At 56.1% G+C, this 15,623-nt stretch carries 17 protein-coding genes; 5 read left to right on the top strand and 12 right to left on the bottom strand.

Annotated elements, in window-relative coordinates:
* Nucleotides 1–299 precede the first annotated feature (299 nt).
* Nucleotides 300–920, top strand: coding sequence for a cysteine hydrolase family protein (locus tag ACR0KN_RS21350; protein ID WP_480656413.1), 621 nt, complete (start codon nt 300–302; stop codon nt 918–920).
* An 87-nt stretch (nt 921–1,007) separates the two neighbouring features.
* Here the strand turns inward: ACR0KN_RS21350 and ACR0KN_RS21345 are convergent, their stop codons facing one another.
* The 4 genes from ACR0KN_RS21345 to ACR0KN_RS21330 form a co-directional block, all read right to left on the bottom strand.
* Entirely contained in the window at nt 1,008–1,997 is a 990-nt protein-coding gene (locus ACR0KN_RS21345) for an adenosine kinase (RefSeq protein ID WP_170471752.1), read from the bottom strand.
* A complete protein-coding gene (gene nth, locus ACR0KN_RS21340) occupies nt 1,994–2,638 on the bottom strand; it encodes an endonuclease III (protein WP_170541841.1) in 645 nt (214 codons plus the stop codon). The genes ACR0KN_RS21345 and nth overlap by 4 nt, the downstream gene beginning before the upstream one ends.
* 96 nt (nt 2,639–2,734) lie before the next feature.
* Nucleotides 2,735–3,376, bottom strand: coding sequence for a cysteine hydrolase family protein (locus tag ACR0KN_RS21335; protein ID WP_480656411.1), 642 nt, complete (start codon nt 3,374–3,376; stop codon nt 2,735–2,737).
* A 1-nt stretch (nt 3,377) separates the two neighbouring features.
* Entirely contained in the window at nt 3,378–3,827 is a 450-nt protein-coding gene (locus tag ACR0KN_RS21330; protein WP_480656409.1) for a MarR family transcriptional regulator, read from the bottom strand.
* Between the two features lie 120 nt (nt 3,828–3,947).
* Between ACR0KN_RS21330 and ACR0KN_RS21325 the strand changes: the two genes are divergently transcribed.
* Both ACR0KN_RS21325 and ACR0KN_RS21320 read left to right on the top strand, forming a co-directional pair.
* Complete coding sequence (locus ACR0KN_RS21325) at nt 3,948–4,799, top strand: bifunctional helix-turn-helix domain-containing protein/methylated-DNA--[protein]-cysteine S-methyltransferase (RefSeq protein WP_170471759.1); 852 nt, start codon at nt 3,948–3,950, stop codon at nt 4,797–4,799.
* Nucleotides 4,800–4,975: 176 nt separating this feature from the next.
* Nucleotides 4,976–5,410 (top strand): glyoxalase superfamily protein, encoded by a 435-nt coding sequence (locus ACR0KN_RS21320; protein WP_480656406.1) that lies wholly within the window; start codon nt 4,976–4,978, stop codon nt 5,408–5,410.
* Between the two features lie 45 nt (nt 5,411–5,455).
* On the opposite strand, the gene ACR0KN_RS21315 is transcribed toward ACR0KN_RS21320, so the two are convergent.
* From ACR0KN_RS21315 to ACR0KN_RS21305, 3 genes are all read right to left on the bottom strand, one after another.
* The gene (locus ACR0KN_RS21315) at nt 5,456–6,166 is read right to left on the bottom strand and encodes a glutathione S-transferase family protein (RefSeq protein ID WP_480656404.1); all 711 of its coding nucleotides are present in this window, start codon (nt 6,164–6,166) and stop codon (nt 5,456–5,458) included.
* 64 nt (nt 6,167–6,230) lie between these two features.
* Entirely contained in the window at nt 6,231–6,773 is a 543-nt protein-coding gene (gene sigZ / locus ACR0KN_RS21310) for an RNA polymerase sigma factor SigZ (RefSeq protein WP_170541830.1), read from the bottom strand.
* A gap of 131 nt (nt 6,774–6,904) precedes the next feature.
* On the bottom strand, nt 6,905–8,344 hold the full coding sequence (locus ACR0KN_RS21305) for an aldehyde dehydrogenase family protein (protein ID WP_480656402.1): 1,440 nt from the start codon (nt 8,342–8,344) through the stop codon (nt 6,905–6,907).
* A gap of 218 nt (nt 8,345–8,562) precedes the next feature.
* Here ACR0KN_RS21305 and ACR0KN_RS21300 point away from each other — a divergent pair, with 218 nt between their 5' ends.
* The gene (locus tag ACR0KN_RS21300) at nt 8,563–9,213 is read left to right on the top strand and encodes a peroxiredoxin (RefSeq protein WP_058274981.1); all 651 of its coding nucleotides are present in this window, start codon (nt 8,563–8,565) and stop codon (nt 9,211–9,213) included.
* Between the two features lie 39 nt (nt 9,214–9,252).
* Here ACR0KN_RS21300 and ACR0KN_RS21295 read toward each other — a convergent pair whose 3' ends face one another.
* Nucleotides 9,253–10,248, bottom strand: coding sequence for a Hint domain-containing protein (locus tag ACR0KN_RS21295; protein ID WP_480656399.1), 996 nt, complete (start codon nt 10,246–10,248; stop codon nt 9,253–9,255).
* Nucleotides 10,249–10,523: 275 nt separating this feature from the next.
* Between ACR0KN_RS21295 and ACR0KN_RS21290 the strand changes: the two genes are divergently transcribed.
* Nucleotides 10,524–11,990, top strand: a complete 1,467-nt coding sequence (locus ACR0KN_RS21290) for a pyridoxal phosphate-dependent decarboxylase family protein (RefSeq protein WP_480656398.1) — start codon at nt 10,524–10,526, stop codon at nt 11,988–11,990.
* A gap of 101 nt (nt 11,991–12,091) precedes the next feature.
* On the opposite strand, the gene pnp is transcribed toward ACR0KN_RS21290, so the two are convergent.
* From pnp to ACR0KN_RS21270, 4 genes are all read right to left on the bottom strand, one after another.
* Entirely contained in the window at nt 12,092–14,242 is a 2,151-nt protein-coding gene (gene pnp, locus ACR0KN_RS21285; protein WP_480656396.1) for a polyribonucleotide nucleotidyltransferase, read from the bottom strand.
* A gap of 223 nt (nt 14,243–14,465) precedes the next feature.
* Complete coding sequence (locus ACR0KN_RS21280) at nt 14,466–14,834, bottom strand: DUF1761 family protein (protein ID WP_170541814.1); 369 nt, start codon at nt 14,832–14,834, stop codon at nt 14,466–14,468.
* Entirely contained in the window at nt 14,831–15,253 is a 423-nt protein-coding gene (locus ACR0KN_RS21275) for an SRPBCC family protein (protein WP_170541811.1), read from the bottom strand. The genes ACR0KN_RS21280 and ACR0KN_RS21275 overlap by 4 nt, the downstream gene beginning before the upstream one ends.
* Nucleotides 15,234–15,587 carry an ArsR/SmtB family transcription factor gene (locus ACR0KN_RS21270; protein ID WP_010438614.1) on the bottom strand — a complete coding sequence of 118 codons (354 nt, stop codon included), beginning with the start codon at nt 15,585–15,587 and terminating at the stop codon, nt 15,234–15,236. The genes ACR0KN_RS21275 and ACR0KN_RS21270 overlap by 20 nt, the downstream gene beginning before the upstream one ends.
* Nucleotides 15,588–15,623 lie beyond the last annotated feature (36 nt).

Here is a 15,623-nt window from a genome sequence, read left to right as displayed (position 1 = left end):
ACACATGACTGCTTCTGACGAATGCACAAATCGGATCAAAAATGTCTTGCCAAGCAGGAGCCATCCACACACGCCATTCGCTGCTTGCGCATGATCGAGTCGCTGTCAAAGGTCTAGATCGCGGACAACGCCGACAATGCCGGTTTGGATGCGAACGTCTGCTATTCATCCCATTACAACTAAGCCCACACCCTTGACCAAGCGCCCTAGCACATTTAGCCAAAATTGATCTGCCCGCCGGGACGACCCGGCCAGGAACGGCGCTTAGTCAGGACGACCTGATAAAACTGAGGTCGAAGATGACAACCAAACACAAAAATGCAAAGAAACTAATCGAGGGTCGACCCGCCCTAATCGTGATCGACATTCAGAAGAGCACGTTCATTGATAACAGTGCAATCCGGTCAATCGACAACATGCCGGGCTATAGGGAACGAATAATCGCGGCGCGCGATTTGGTTGACGCTGCACATCAAAATAATGTGCCCGTCATCTTCATTCAGGAAGTTCATCGTTCCGACCGGATCGACTTCAGCCGGGAGCTGAATGGCGATGAGGACATACACTGTCTCGAAGGTGATCCACGGACAGAGGTCGCCAAAGAAGAGATGGGAAATCGCACTGGTGACTATTTAGTTCCGAAGCGGCGTTATTCTGCGTTTTTTGGAACCGATTTCGAAATTCTGCTACGCGGCCTGAAGGTAGATACTCTGATACTATGCGGAGGGTTGACCCATGTCTGCGTGCACTACACGTTCGTTGATGGCCACCAATCAGACTACTTTTGCCGCGTTGTGGAGGATTGCGTCGGCGGGTTATCGCTGCAAGCCCGTGAAGCTGCGCTTAGAGCAATGGAGTATTTGCAAACCGGCGCTGTTCAGAACCGTGAAACAGTGATCAACGCGATCTCTTTACTCTGATCCGAAATGGCTTCTTTATTTCTGTTTCACATTGCCTAAAGCCCAAACCAGCCATTCGAAATGTGTCGAAGGCTGTTAGGTTTGGGCTCAAAGCAGCCCTTTCGCCCGCAGCAACTCAAGCATATTCGCCTCCGGCCTTGGCCCGATATGGCTAATCACCTCGCGGGCGCAGACATTGCCAATGCGTGCGCAGGTCTCGTAATCGCGGCCTGTGGCCATGCCGAACAGGAACCCGGCAGCAAACTGATCACCTGCACCGGTCGCGTCCAAAGGGACGATCTTTTCAACTGGCACATCGATGCGCGCGTCGCCGTTCAGAACGGTCACCCCATCGCCAGACCGGGTGCAGACGACCAGAGGGCAAATCTCGGCCGTTTTAGCCAGCGCCTCTTCCAGATCGTCGGTTTCGAACAGCGATTTGATCTCAGCCTCATTGCCGATCACAAAATCCAATTCGTTTTCGATCAGCAGCAGGAAGTCGACCCGGTGTCGTTCAACACAGAACGGATCGGAAATGGCGATGCCTGCCTTACCGCCGCCTTTGTGGCAGTTGCGCGCAGCTTCCAAAAACGCCGCCTTGCCCTTTTCCTTGTCGAACAAATAGCCTTCGAGGAACATGATCTGGCTGTTGCCGGCGACCTCTTCCGAGACATCCTCAGACGACAGCTCGGACGAGATACCCAGATAGGTGTTCATCGACCGCTCACCATCCGGCGAGACAAAGATCATTGAACGAGAGGTCGGCAGTTCTCCACCCGGAATCGGAGGGTTTACGAAATCCACCCCATCCTCGTTCATCGCATCGGCGTAGAATCGACCCAGGGCGTCATCATGTACGCGTCCGATGAAAGCGGAATCCAGGCCCAATGCACCCGCTCCGGCGATGGTATTTGCAACCGAACCGCCCGGTGTCTGCACCCGACCTTCCATCGAGGCATACAGCACTTCGCCGCGCTCTTGCTCGATCAGCTGCATGATGCCCTTTTCGATGCCCATCAGCTCAAGGAAACTGTCATCCGCCTGGGAAATCACGTCTACAACGGCGTTTCCGATGCCCGTCAGTTGGTAGGTCTTCATAGAGTCTTGTCCTCAAATTCGCAGAGATCGCGGATGATACAGGTCGGGCACTGCGGTTTGCGTGCCTTGCAGTGATAGCGGCCATGCAGGATCAGCCAGTGATGCGCATGCAACTGGAAATCGGTCGGGATGTTATCTTCGATAGCGCGCTCAACCGCGTCCACATTCTTGCCTGGACAGATGCCGGTGCGGTTGCCAACGCGGAAGATGTGCGTGTCTACTGCCTGCGCCGGATACCGCCACCACATGTTCAGTACGACATTAGCGGTCTTGCGCCCCACACCCGGCAGCGATTGCAGCGCGGCGCGGGAGTTCGGCACCTCGCCTCCATAGTCCTTGACCAGAATGCGGCTCAGCTTGATCACATTCTTGGCTTTCTGACGGAACAGACCGATGGTCTTGATATGTTCGATCAGACCCTCCTCGCCCAGATCCAGCATCTTTTGCGGGGTATCGGCGATCTTGAACAAGTCACGGGTGGCCTTGTTGACGCCCGCATCGGTCGCCTGCGCCGACAGCGCGACGGCCACGACCAGCGTATAGACGTTCACATGCTCCAACTCGCCCTTGGGTTCAGGGTCGGCGTCGTGAAAACGCGTAAAGATCTCGCGGATCTTGTGGTATCCAAGTTGCTTGGCCATCCGAGCCTTAATGCCCTGCCAGACAAGCGGTCGCAATTGAAAAGGTGCGTATTGGTTTTGCTCAAGTGCGGGTCTTGGTCGATTTGTCCCTGTGCCTTACGTCTGCGGTCGGAAATCTACGCCCGCCGTTGCAAGTTGATTCCTGATCCCGTGCCATCGGCTCGGGTCAGCCACCAGAACGGCTGCCGGATCGATCTGAACCCGGTATCCTCGATTGAGCGCGCCCTGCGCGGTCTTGTTCACGCAATGACACCCGTCCAACCCCGTCAGAACCAGCGTTCCGATCTGTTTTTCTTCCAGGAACTGCTCAAAAACTGACGAAGAAAAGGCGTCGCCCACAGACTTTACAAACTCGGCATCCGGATTCAGCGCGAGACGCGGATCCAATTCGATCCCGTCTGATTCCGCATTGCCACGCCCCCGATTGAACCAACCATTCAGCATGTTCGCCAGCCTCCCTTCGAATTCATGCCGAATGACGATCACGGGCCTACGAGACTGATGGGCGCTATCCGTCATCGACCGGATCGCCGATAAGGCGCCCTCGATCTGCACGTCATCCCATGCGGACATCGAGGTAAAATCTGATTGCATATCGATCACCAGCAGCGCCGTTTCAGGCCGCGATGCAAGGTTTATTTTGGGCCCGGTGGTCGGAGTTCCAATCTTACGGATTTCCAGGAGTATATATAAAACAGCGATCACTATCCCGGTCGCTATGATCCAAAGGACGGACATGTCAGGTATCCTTGGCGAGGTCTGCAAAGTACCGGGTCAGGGCAAGTTGAACCTTGTGGTAAGCGGCAAGCTCTGACGTAGAAAAATCCTGTGCAAAGCGTGACAGCTTTGTCATCTCATCCGCTCTGATTGCCGTGATTGTCGCATCGCCCGAAGGGCTCAGTCGGTAGCAATGGGTGCCTGCACGTCTGGAATTGGGTTGGCTTTCGATCAGCTGTTCGCTCATCAGCTCTTTTAAGATGCGCGAGACATATTGCCGTTTCAGCTGCAGCTTGGCGCACAGCACCGGGGCGGTCGCGCCTGGAAATAGCGATAGACCTTCCAGAAGGGCACGTTGTCCGACGGTCACGCCTTTGCGCTGGCTGCCCTGCTCAACGGCTGCCGTGATGTTCCGAAGCAATGGCCGGGCGGCCTGCACTGCCTGATAAAGCTGATCCAACCTGTGTTCCATACCTGAATAGTAGGGGCACACAGATTTATTCGTCAACTCAGTTGACAAGATAAAGCGCAGGTTCCGGGTCGCAAGATCGCCGGGGGCAAGTTACTGTTCCTGTAACTGATGAGGTGACCGATGAACATCCAGACAGCAGAAAGCGGATATCATTACAACGTCATGCGGCGCGCGATCGAATTGATCGATCAGGGTGGAGAGAATCTCAGCCTTGATGAGCTGGCCCGCCAAATGGATATGAGCCCAGCCCATTTCCAGCGCCTGTTCTCGCGCTGGACTGGGGTGTCACCCAAGCGATACCAGCAGTACCTGACTTTGGGCCATGCCAAGGCACTGCTGCGCGAACGTTTTACCACGCTGGAGACCGCGCATAACGTCGGATTATCAGGTAGCGGGCGGTTACACGATCTGTTCCTGAAATGGGAATCCATGAGCCCCGGCGAATACGCGCGTAAAGGCGCGGGTCTGACGATCTATTGGGGTTGGTTTGAAAGCCCATTTGGCCCGGCTCTGGTCATGGGGACCGACAAGGGGATCTGCGGCATCGCCTTTGGCGCTGAAACAGGTGAAGAAGAGGCGATGGAAGACATGCTGTCGCGCTGGCCTCAGGCCGAGTTCGTCGAAGACCCGATGCGCCTGCGCCCATGGGTTCTTAGTGCCTTTGGCGCCGAAAGTGACCGCTTACAGCCGACCCCGCTCTATCTGATTGGCTCGCCGCTGCAGATCAAAGTGTGGGAGGCGTTGATGCACATCCCATCTGGACAGGTCACTACCTATTCAGAAATCGCGCAGCGGGTTGGCTCGCCACAAGCGGTGCGAGCTGTGGGAACGGCGGTGGGCCGAAACCCGGTCAGCTGGCTGATCCCGTGTCACCGTGCATTGCGCAAATCGGGCGGTTTGGGTGGTTACCACTGGGGGCTGCCGGTCAAACGCGCCATGCTGGCCTTTGAGGCTGCGCAAGCAGACGCCTGATTGACAGGTCGACCCGAGGCTGCCAAAAGGCGCGGCAGGTTCGGGTCCCCTGCCGTTCGCAGCCTTTGGCTTTGGTGAAACCCGGTTGAATAGCATCTGTTGCCCTTTCCTGGCGCGCGGATGGCAATGCGAGCCCCGTCCAGATTTCGCGCCCGTTCAAGGAAACGAGGCAGATCATGACACATACTCAATACATCGCTTCTATTGGGGAGCTGAAAGAGCAGGCAAAACGTCTGCGCAAACGCCTGCAAGATACAGGTGTTAAGCTATCGCATAGCGAGGCGTTGGAACTGCTGGCGCATCAGCATGGAGCCCGCGACTGGAATACATTGCATTCGATGGCCGGTAACCGAATGCAACTACGCGTTGGTGACCGGGTTGAAGGCCGATATTTGGGTCAGCCCTTTACTGCGGAAATCCGTGGCCTGACAATCTTGGGTGATGGATCACATCGGCGGGTGACCCTGCAGTTCGACGCGCCTGTAGATGTGGTACAGTTCGATAGTTTTTCGGCTTATCGGCAGCGTGTCACCGGCGAGATTGGCTGGGATGGTCGATCCACCCGGCACACCTCGAATGGAGAGCCTCAACTGACCATTCGACCGGTTTGATGGCGAGCTCCTGCCCGGCGATTGCAGGGCAGGAGCATTTCTATTCTATCCGCAGCACCCGCTCTCGGTTGATTTTGCGGGCGCGCTGGGTGCTTCATTCAGGTTTGCGCCTCGCCCAAGCCATGTGCGTTCGGCCAAATATAAATGCGAGAACTTCTGATCGAAATCCGCGGGTACGGATTTCGCCGGAATTCCCGTCTGCAGCACAGCCTGCTGCCATGCCTTCACCTTGGGATAACCCGCAAGCATGTCATAACCGCTGTGTTTTTCGACAATAGCCGCGCGGTGCAGCAGCGGCAGCCACGCGATATCAACATTGCCGAGTTCTTCGCCGGCAAAAAATGAGCCCTCGCCCAGTTGTTTCTCAATCCTGGCGAATGACGCATCCAGTTTGAGGATGCGATCATCCAGCGTCGCCTTGTCGGCGCTCTGCATCGTACTGCATTGGACCAGATAGTGTTTCGTCGCCTGATAGCTCCAAGCGCGATTAACTGCGCGTTGCTCGGGCGAAATGTTTGCCTGCAATGGCGCGGTGACATCGTCGATATATTCTACGATCGCGTCGGATTCGAACAGCGCGGTACCGTTCTCGGTTACCAGGACAGGCACTTGGCCCGTCGGTGAAATTTCCAAAAACCAGTCCGGTTTGTCGCTTAGGCTGATGTATTCCACGTCATAGGCTACGTTTTTTGCTTCCAGTATCGCGGTGACACGCTGCACGAACGGGCAGATTTTGAAGCTGATAATTTTGATCATCGTTTTATCCTTTTGATACGTTCACCTGTAAGACGGCGCCCGCATCAAAAAGACGAAGATTGGCTCAACATTTTTTGCAATTATCAGATTTTAAATGATATTCCGCGATATTTCCGCGTGTATCGATGGTCCAGTTACAGCAATCGTCAAATGCTTTACGCAGGTCGTCGCGACCCTTTTGAACTCTGGATTTCAATGTCGAATAAGATAGTCCGTGAGCCTTGGCATATTCTTTTTGGGACACGCCATTGATGTCGATGTCCATAAGCAACTTTGCCGTCTCGGCGGGCAAGCCGCGGATAAATGGCTCAACGCAATTTTCCAGTTCCTGACGGATGCCCGGATCGTCACTGGAATACCAAAGATCTTCGGGATCAACGGTCTTTGCCCGCGCGTTTTTTCTGTAGAAATCGATGATTGTGCGGTCAGCAGTCTGGAACAGCCAGGATTGCAGCTTGGTAGGGTCGCTGAGTGTCGGCAGCCCTGTGAAAACCTTGATCGAGATTTCCTGCAAAAGGTCATCTACATCCGCCGGGTTTGCCACCTTGGAATGCAGGAACGCCTTGATACGTGCGCGGTAGTTTGGCCAGATTTCTTCTATTTGCATAACTGGCAGGTATGGTCACTCAGAAGGCTTTTTTCAAGTTTGGCCAGTTCCGAGACGCAGGGATGCGTATCCAAATGTAAGCGGAGCGCGCCTGCGAAGCGCACTCCCCCAAAGTCAAATGTTATGGATACTTACTCCGTAGCCCAGCCGCCTACGGCCTTCACTTCGAGGAAGTCTTCCAACCCCCACACGCCGCCTTCACGTCCGTTCCCGGATTGCTTCATACCCCCAAACGGCGACCCTGCACTGCGAGACTGGCCATTCATCTCAACCATGCCGGATCGCAACACGCGGGCCATTCGATTGGCGCGGTCGCCATCTTGGGTCTGCACATAATTGGTTAGCCCATAAGGCGTGTCATTGGCGATCTCGATGGCCTCATCCTCGGTATCAAACGGGATCATGGTCAGGACGGGGCCAAAGATTTCTTCGCGGGCGATTGTCATCTGATTGTTTGCATCAGCAAATACTGTGGGGCGTACATAATAGCCCTTGTTCAATCCCTCGGGCCGACCGGTGCCACCAGCGACCAGGCGCGCCCCTTCGTCGATACCCTTCTGGATCAGGTCCTGAATCTTGGTCCACTGAACCTCATTCACCACCGGTCCGATATGGCGACCTTCTTCAGCGGCGCTGCCCACGGTAATCTTGTTGGCCACCTCGGCGGCGGTCTCAACCGCCTGATCATAGATCGGACGCTGCACCAGCATCCGGCTGGGCGCGTTACAGCTTTGGCCGGTGTTGTTCATCATGTGCAGCACGCCGCGTTTGACTGCTTTCTCATCGGCATCCGCAAAAACCACATTTGCGCCTTTGCCACCCAGTTCCAGATGCACCTTTTTCAGGGTATCGGCAGCGTTTTTGGAAATCGCAGTACCTGCGCGGGTCGAGCCGGTGAAGCTGACCATATCCACATCTGGATGCCCCGATAGCTGCGAGCCGACGCCGACACCATCGCCGTTCACCAGATTGAAGACGCCTGCTGGGAAACCAGCTTCATCCATCATCTCGGCAAAAATCATTGCGTTCAGCGGGCTCTGTTCCGAGGGTTTTATCACCATCGTGCAGCCCGCAATCGCGGCGGCGCCCACCTTGAGCGTGACCTGATTCATCGGCCAATTCCAGGGCGTGATCAGGGCAGCGACACCTACCGCCTCATAGATGATCCGGTCATTCGGCGCGTGATCACCCAGCGGACGTTCGAACTGGAACGCCTTGGCGGCGCGGATAAAGTTTTTCAGGTGATAGATGCCCGCACCGGATTGCTGGGTACGCGCCATGTCAATTGGCGCACCCATTTCCATGGACATCGCCTGCGCCAGATCCTCCGAACGCGTAGCATAGATGTCGACCAGCTTTTCCACCAAGCCGATGCGCTCTTCGACGGGTGTGGCCATCCAGCCGGGCAGGGCGGCTTTGGCCGCAGCGACCGCCGCATTCGTGTCGGCCTCAGATCCCAGCGAGATCACCGCGCAGGGCTCTTCGGTCGAGGGGTCGATGACTTTGAAATCATTCGGTTCTGATGGGGCAACCCATTTGCCGTCGATATAGAACTCGCGCTTTTCGATCATGGCTCATCCTCCGGAGCAAAAATAAATCGACCGTCCGGTCGGTTTTCATGTGCACTCTGTCACCTGACTTGGTGCAAGGCAAGTGAGAATCATAATTTGATCAAATTATGTATCTACCGAATTTCCTGACAGGGCAACATGAATGGTTTAACCTTTGCGGTAAGTGATTAGATTGGCAGCAACCGACTCACGATTTTCTACAGTAGAGGAGTTTTCCAATGGGTTTGCGTATCAACGACACCGTCCCGAATTTCACAGCAGAAACGGATCAAGGTACCGTCCAATTCCATGACTGGATCGGCGACAGCTGGGCAATCCTGTTCTCGCATCCCAAGGATTTCACCCCCGTCTGCACGACCGAGTTTTCGGCCGTTGCGCAGCTGAACGATGAATGGGCGGCGCGGAACACCAAGGTGATGGGTGTGTCGGTCGATGGTGTCGAAGACCACAAGAAGTGGAAGAAAGACATTGAAGCATATGGCAACGCCAACCCCGGCTTCCCGATCATTGCTGATGATGGGCTGGCCGTGTCCAAAGCCTTCGACATGCTGCCGGCAGAAGCGTATCTGCCCGACGGTCGTACGCCTGCCGACAGTGCCACCGTACGTTCGGTCTTTATCATCGGCCCGGACAAGCAACTGAAACTGTCGATGACCTACCCAATGACCGTGGGTCGGAACTTTGCCGAGATCCTGCGCGCACTGGACGGGCTGCAAATGAGCGCCAAGGGCGTGGCAACTCCCGCCAACTGGGTGCCGGGTGAGGATGTGATCATCCCGCCTGCGGTATCGAATGATGAGGCGAAAGAAAAGTTCGGCGAGTTCGAGACGATCTTCCCTTATCTGCGCAAGACCAAAGCACCGTCCTAAACGGATAGACGGGCAGGGGGCAAAAGCCCCCTGCTTTTTTCAATGCACAAAAGCTGGTGTGGTCCCTGAAGGGGCGCACAAACCCGAGCGCAAAATCTGCACTTCGAATGATCTCAGCACCGGCAACACGGTATCACCATAGCCGCGTGCGCCCGACTGCAGTTCGGGAAACAGACCGAACAGCTCTTCCTTCACCGCCACACTCATCACGTCGAGTGTATGGTCGCCGGGATAAAATGATTCCGACCACAACCCTTCAACATTCACCAACTCATGCTGGTCGAACAGGATGTGAATATACTCGACACCTCCTCCCGGCGGCAGCTGGTTGATGGTCTTGCCGTTGACCAGAGATTTAGCAGTCGCCAGCATCATCGAGTGATTATGATGAAGTTCCATTGCCGGTGACGAAACGACCACCCGATGCTGCGGCGACAGCAGCAGATCTCGTGACGGCGTTTGCGGTCCAAGACTGCCTGCGCTGATCCGGATCGGACAGTGCTTTGGGGTCTGATGCAGATCCGCCTCGCTCAGCCACCGCCTGCCCACCCAGCGCACGGCCCGGCTGGTGCCATCCGCGACGATCACCTGATCCCCGACTTTGATCTCTTCAATAAAACGGCGACCGGACGGGGTTAGGATGTAGGACCCCGATGTGAAGCAGACAAAGCTAGGCAGGCTGTCATAGGCCACCGGCGGCGCGGGGTTCTGCGCCAGCGTGTTGCCTGTCAGAACATCGCCGACTTCAACATCGCCAGAGGTCACGACGATGTATTGCGTCCCTGAAAAATTAATCAGCGTATAGGTAACTGGCGCCCCGCTTACAGTGGCCGTGTAACCTTCGAAAATCTGGAGGTTGCCCGAGTTGTCCAGGTTAGGAAGCGTACTGGTGTTAAACTGCTGGCCGCCGTTTCCATCCGGATCCTCAAGAAGGCCGTCATCATCGGTGATTTCGACCTGATACCCTTCGGTGATGGTCACGCTTGGATTGCCAAACGGGTCGCCGCTGATTTCATAGATGGTGATCGAGGCCAAAGCGGAGCGATTTCCCGTATATCGTTATATTCCTTAACTTTGAGCTAACTCAACTTATAAGTGTTAAGAATTGGTTTACCGAACCAGCACCTGAGTGCGGCTAAGGACGGTGTGAGCGGAACCCGAGGCCCCGTGGGTGTCCCCTTTCTAATGAAGCGCGCATAGGGTCTCACAGGTTTATTGACCGGCCAAATCAGGATCAGAATCCAAGGCAGATTGACTAAGTATCATGTGCACCCCACACTTGCGGCTTTTGAACACTTGGGGGTTTTGACATGGGCAATTTTGAAGAATCTCTGGATCCGGAAGACTGGACCCTATCGCGCAATCTTGCACATCAGATGGTTGACGATGCGATCGGGCATTTGTCCCAGGTCCGTGATCGGCATGTCTGGCAAGAGATGCCGGATACGGTTCGAAACTTCTTCAAATCCCCTGCACCCATGACGCCGCAGCCGCTTGATGCGGTCTATGCCGACTTGCGCGAAAACCTGTTCCCGTACTCCATGGGCAACATCCATCCACGGTTCTGGGGATGGTATATGGGTTCGTCCAATTTCACTGGGGCGCTGGCTGATTTTATTGCCGCGGTTGACGGTTCGAACCTTGGTGGCGGCAACACGGCTGCGGCGATGATCGACAATCAGGTGGTTGACTGGTTCAAGGAATTGATGGGCTTTCCCGAAGACGCTAGTGGAACTCTGACCAGCGGTGGCTCGATGGCCAATATGGTGGCTCTGAATGTGGCGCGAAACGCACTTGCCGGCGTTGACGTTCGCGCCGAAGGCATATTGGGCATGCCGCAACCCCTCAGGTTTTACTCTTCAGACCAAGTACATAGCTGCCATCAGAAAGCACTCGAGACGATGGGCCATGGCGCAAAGTCGCTGACAGAGGTTGCAAGCGATGACCACAATCGAATGCGCATCCCTGCGTTGGAAAACGCCATCGCAGCAGACCGGGCCAATGGCATCAAACCGGCCTGCGTGATCGCGACGGCAGGGACGACGAATACCGGTGCAATGGATGATCTCACTGCAGTCGCGGAAATCTGTCGTCGCGAAGGGATGTGGTTCCATGTTGACGGCTGTATTGGTGCTTTCCTGCGTCTGGCGCCCGCCAACAAACATTTGGTTGATGGAATAGAGTTGGCCGACTCCATCGCCTTGGACCCGCATAAATGGCTGCACACCCCTTTCGAAGCTGGCTGCGTACTGGTCCGGGACGCAAAGCGCCATTTCGATACGTTTGAGATGCACGGCGACTATCTGCAAATTCAGGAACGCGGGCTGATCGCTGGCAAGTTTTTGGCCGACTATAGTTTTGAGCTTAGCCGTGGGTTCAAAGCACTCAAGATCTGGATGTCACTGAAAGAGAACGGGGTCGAAAAGTTTGGCCGTCTGATCGATCAGAACATCGAACAGGCGCGATATCTGCAGCAATTGGTGAGTGCCGACCAGCGGCTTGAACTCGTCGCGCCCGTGGATCTGAACATCGTGTGCTTTCGCTATACCAATGGGATAGCGGATGAAGATCGGCTAAGGGAAATCAACACAGAAATCATGTTACGGGTTCAGGAATCCGGCATCGCGGTTCCCTCTGATACCACCCTGGACGGGAAGCATTGCTTGCGCGTGGCGATCAACAATCACCGCACGCAGCGGCAAGATCTGGAGCTATTTATCGACACTGTTCTGCAATTCGGAGCGGATTTGGAAAGAGAGCTCCGCGCCAACACATAGGTCCGAAGCGGGCAGCACTTGCTTCGGTTTATGCGGACCATAAAGACAAAAAAGACCCCGGCCTGAACCGGGGTCTCTCGCATCCAGACAGTAAAGGCAGATTACTCTGCGCTTTCCTCTTTCTTTTCTTTCTTCTCGGGCACGATCTCTTCGCCGGTTTCCTGATCGACCACTTTCATCGACAGGCGCACCTTGCCGCGATCATCAAAGCCAAGCAGCTTAACCTTCACTTCCTGACCTTCCTTCAGAACGTCCGAAGGATGGTTCAGGCGGCGGTTTTCGATCTGGGACACGTGTACCAGACCGTCGCGCTTGCCAAAGAAGTTCACGAAGGCACCGAAGTCGACGATCTTGACCACTTTACCGGTGTAGATCTGACCTTCTTCCGGCTCAGCAACGATCGAATGGATCATCTCATAGGCCTTCTTGATCGATTCACCATCGGGCGACGCGATCTTGATGACGCCGTCGTCGTTGATGTCGACCTTGGCACCCGAAACCTCGACGATTTCGCGGATGACCTTACCGCCCGAGCCGATCACTTCACGGATCTTGTCGGTTGGGATGTTCATGGTCTCGATGCGCGGGGCGTGGACCGAGAATTCGTTGGTCTCGGACAGGGCTTTGCCCATCTCACCCAGAATGTGCATCCGGCCGTCCTTGGCTTGCGCCAGGGCTTTTTCCATGATCTCGGGCGTGATGCCTGCAACCTTGATGTCCATCTGCAGCGAGGTGATGCCGTTTTCGGTACCAGCCACTTTGAAGTCCATGTCGCCAAGGTGGTCTTCGTCACCCAGAATGTCCGACAGGATGGCGTATTCGCCGTCATCTTCCAGGATTAGGCCCATGGCCACACCCGCTACCGGTGCTTTCAGCGGAACGCCCGCATCCATCATCGACAGCGAACCGCCACAGACCGATGCCATCGAGGACGAGCCGTTGGATTCCGTGATCTCCGACACGATACGGATCGTGTAGGGGAAGTCGGTCGCCGCAGGCAGAACCGCCTGCAGGGCGCGCCATGCCAGTTTGCCGTGGCCGATCTCACGACGGCCGGGGCCACCCACGCGGCCAACTTCACCAACCGAATAAGGAGGGAAGTTGTAGTGCAGCAGGAAGTTCGATTTGAAGTTGCCATGCAGCGCGTCGATGAACTGCTCATCGTCACCGGTGCCCAACGTGGTCACGGCCAGCGCCTGTGTTTCACCACGGGTGAACAGGGCGGAACCGTGGGTCCGGGGTAGCATCGAGGTTTCTGCAACGATCGAACGGATATCGGTGGTCGAACGACCGTCGATCCGCTTGCCGCCTTTGACAACGTCGCCGCGCAGAATGCCAGCTTCCAGCTTCTTCATTGCGGAACCGAGGTTGCCGTCTTCCAGTTGTTCTTCGGTCAGCGCTTCCTTGATCGCTTCACGGGCAGCGGCAACAGCGGCGGTGCGCTCTTGCTTGTCGGTGATTGCGAACGCGGCGCGCATCTGCTCTTCACCAGCGGCCTTTACGGCAGCGGACAGCTCCGAGTAATCCGGTGCCTGAAAGTCGAACGGCTCTTTCGCGGCTTCTTCGGCCAGCGAGATGATCAGGTCGATGACCGGCTGGATCTGCTCATGCGCAAAGTTTACCGCGCCCAGCATTTCCGCCTCGGACAGTTCGTATGCTTCCGATTCAACCATCATCACGGCGTCTTTGGTGCCAGCAACAACCAGGTCCAGACGCTGTTCAGGGTTCAGGCGCAGGTCCTGCATGTCATCGACGGTCGGGTTCAGAACGTATTCGCCATCCTCGAAGCCAACGCGAGCACCGGCGATCGGGCCCATGAACGGCGCACCGGAAATGGTCAGGGCAGCGGATGCCGCGATCATCGCAACGATGTCGGGATCGTTGACCAGATCGTGGGACAGCACGGTGCACATCACCAGAACTTCGTTTTTGAAGCCGTCGACGAACAGCGGACGGATCGGACGGTCGATGAGTCGCGCAGTCAGCGTCTCTTTCTCGGTCGGGCGCGCCTCGCGCTTGAAGAAGCCACCCGGAACCTTACCGGCGGCATAGTATTTTTCCTGATAGTGGACGGTCAGCGGGAAAAAGTCCTGACCCGGCTTTTGAGCCCGCGCAAAGGTCACGTTCGCCATGACGCTGGTTTCGCCCAGCGTGGCAATTACGCTGCCGTCCGCCTGACGAGCAACTTTGCCGGTTTCCAGTGTGAGCGTCTCTTCGCCCCACTGCATAGATTTCTTCGTTACATCAAACATATGCGTATCCTAGAACGGAGCACTCCCGCCCCTGCGGGTCTCCGGTTTGCGTGGCGGCCCCATTGCCGCCGACCCCATTTATCTTCCGTTCGAGTGCCGGGGTCAGGGCACAACGTCTCAGATGACTGGCCCATACATCAGTTTGCAAGCTTTGGAAAGTCGGGAGTTTTTGAGGGGCAGGGGTTTGCCTAACCCCCGCCCAAGCCGGGCAGGGGTCGATATATCAAAGGATCGCGTGCGCCAGGATCATCACTACGCCGCAGCCAAACGCATAGCCAGTATCGACCGCGATGGCGAAACCGCTTTTCTGCGCCCATGCCCCGACCGAGGCCGTCTGTGCTGCGACTGCAAGGATGGCCAGTACCGCAACCCCAAGGCTGTTGGTCGTCTCAGTTACGGCAATCACTGAGGCCAGCAGGATCAAAAACACGATCTGGGCTGCCATTTGCGGCAGAGGTGGAGACGCGGGTGGGGTGGGATCGATCCGCGTGCCTTCGGCCCAGCGTTTTTGAAATCCGATGGGGCCGTAGACCAGCCACCCCAACAGAAAGGCGGCGATTACGCCAGCGCCAAGGGCGAGCCAGTTTATCACAGCGCACCCTCCAGCGATTCAAGGATTCGGGTCCAGCCGCCTTCATGATTGTCGCGGCTTTCCTGCGACGGAAAGCGGATGTGGTGCAGGCGCAGTTCGGTGCCCTTGTCAGTGGGTGTGAAATCCAGCGTCACGGTGGAATCGTCCTGACTGTAGGGAGAGTTCCAGGTGAATTGCAGCCGGTTGGGCCGGTCTATGACCTTATATTCGCCCTCATGCGGCAGGTCTCCGGCCTCGGGTGCGCGCATGATGATCTTGAACCGGCCACCGACCTGGGCGTCGGATTGCGCCTCGGGCACGGTCATGTTGGGGCCGGGCAGCATGAATTTAGCCAGCATTTCCGGGTTCAGCCACGCGTCAAACACCTTTTCAGGCGGGTGCGGGATGGCGCGCGTTATTTCAAGGGACAGTTCCGTCATCTTCTGGGTCCTCCAAAGCAGTTTCCAAGGCGTCCAGCCGAAGCGCCCAAATTGAACGCAGCCCGGCAAACCATTCATCCACGGCTGACAAGGGATCCATCTGAACCTCGATCAGATGTTCGCGCCATTCTGTCCGACGCTGCACCAACCCGGCATTTTCCAGCACCTTGATGTGCTTTGATACCGAGTTGAGGCTCATCTCGAAGCGTCGCGCGATATCCGTCACCCGCAAGGGACCCTGCTGCGCAAGCATTGTCAGGATCGCTCGGCGTGTCGGGTCGGACGCGGCCTTCAATATTGCGCCCAGGTCATAGCGACTCTCTCGTTCAACCATTTGGATGAATTATACCCCTTTCATGCTTCAGTCAAC

The organism is Ruegeria sp. AP7 (genome assembly GCF_056539905.1).
Note: the sequence above shows the minus strand (reverse complement) of the source record. Positions and strands in the feature narration are given on the sequence as shown.

What these genes read in the sequence shown, in the direction of transcription:
- ACR0KN_RS21315 (WP_480656404.1), bottom strand. Translation starts at nt 6,166, where the DNA reads ATGATCAAAATTATCAGCTTCAAAATCTGCCCGTTCGTGCAGCGTGTC.
- ACR0KN_RS21330 (WP_480656409.1), bottom strand. Translation starts at nt 3,827, where the DNA reads ATGGAACACAGGTTGGATCAGCTTTATCAGGCAGTGCAGGCCGCCCGG.
- ACR0KN_RS21300 (WP_058274981.1), top strand. Translation starts at nt 8,563, where the DNA reads ATGGGTTTGCGTATCAACGACACCGTCCCGAATTTCACAGCAGAAACG.
- pnp (WP_480656396.1), bottom strand. Translation starts at nt 14,242, where the DNA reads ATGTTTGATGTAACGAAGAAATCTATGCAGTGGGGCGAAGAGACGCTC.
- ACR0KN_RS21350 (WP_480656413.1), top strand. Translation starts at nt 300, where the DNA reads ATGACAACCAAACACAAAAATGCAAAGAAACTAATCGAGGGTCGACCC.
- ACR0KN_RS21325 (WP_170471759.1), top strand. Translation starts at nt 3,948, where the DNA reads ATGAACATCCAGACAGCAGAAAGCGGATATCATTACAACGTCATGCGG.
- ACR0KN_RS21270 (WP_010438614.1), bottom strand. Translation starts at nt 15,587, where the DNA reads ATGGTTGAACGAGAGAGTCGCTATGACCTGGGCGCAATATTGAAGGCC.
- ACR0KN_RS21320 (WP_480656406.1), top strand. Translation starts at nt 4,976, where the DNA reads ATGACACATACTCAATACATCGCTTCTATTGGGGAGCTGAAAGAGCAG.
- ACR0KN_RS21290 (WP_480656398.1), top strand. Translation starts at nt 10,524, where the DNA reads ATGGGCAATTTTGAAGAATCTCTGGATCCGGAAGACTGGACCCTATCG.
- ACR0KN_RS21345 (WP_170471752.1), bottom strand. Translation starts at nt 1,997, where the DNA reads ATGAAGACCTACCAACTGACGGGCATCGGAAACGCCGTTGTAGACGTG.
- ACR0KN_RS21275 (WP_170541811.1), bottom strand. Translation starts at nt 15,253, where the DNA reads ATGACGGAACTGTCCCTTGAAATAACGCGCGCCATCCCGCACCCGCCT.
- ACR0KN_RS21335 (WP_480656411.1), bottom strand. Translation starts at nt 3,376, where the DNA reads ATGTCCGTCCTTTGGATCATAGCGACCGGGATAGTGATCGCTGTTTTA.
- ACR0KN_RS21305 (WP_480656402.1), bottom strand. Translation starts at nt 8,344, where the DNA reads ATGATCGAAAAGCGCGAGTTCTATATCGACGGCAAATGGGTTGCCCCA.
- nth (WP_170541841.1), bottom strand. Translation starts at nt 2,638, where the DNA reads ATGGCCAAGCAACTTGGATACCACAAGATCCGCGAGATCTTTACGCGT.
- sigZ (WP_170541830.1), bottom strand. Translation starts at nt 6,773, where the DNA reads ATGCAAATAGAAGAAATCTGGCCAAACTACCGCGCACGTATCAAGGCG.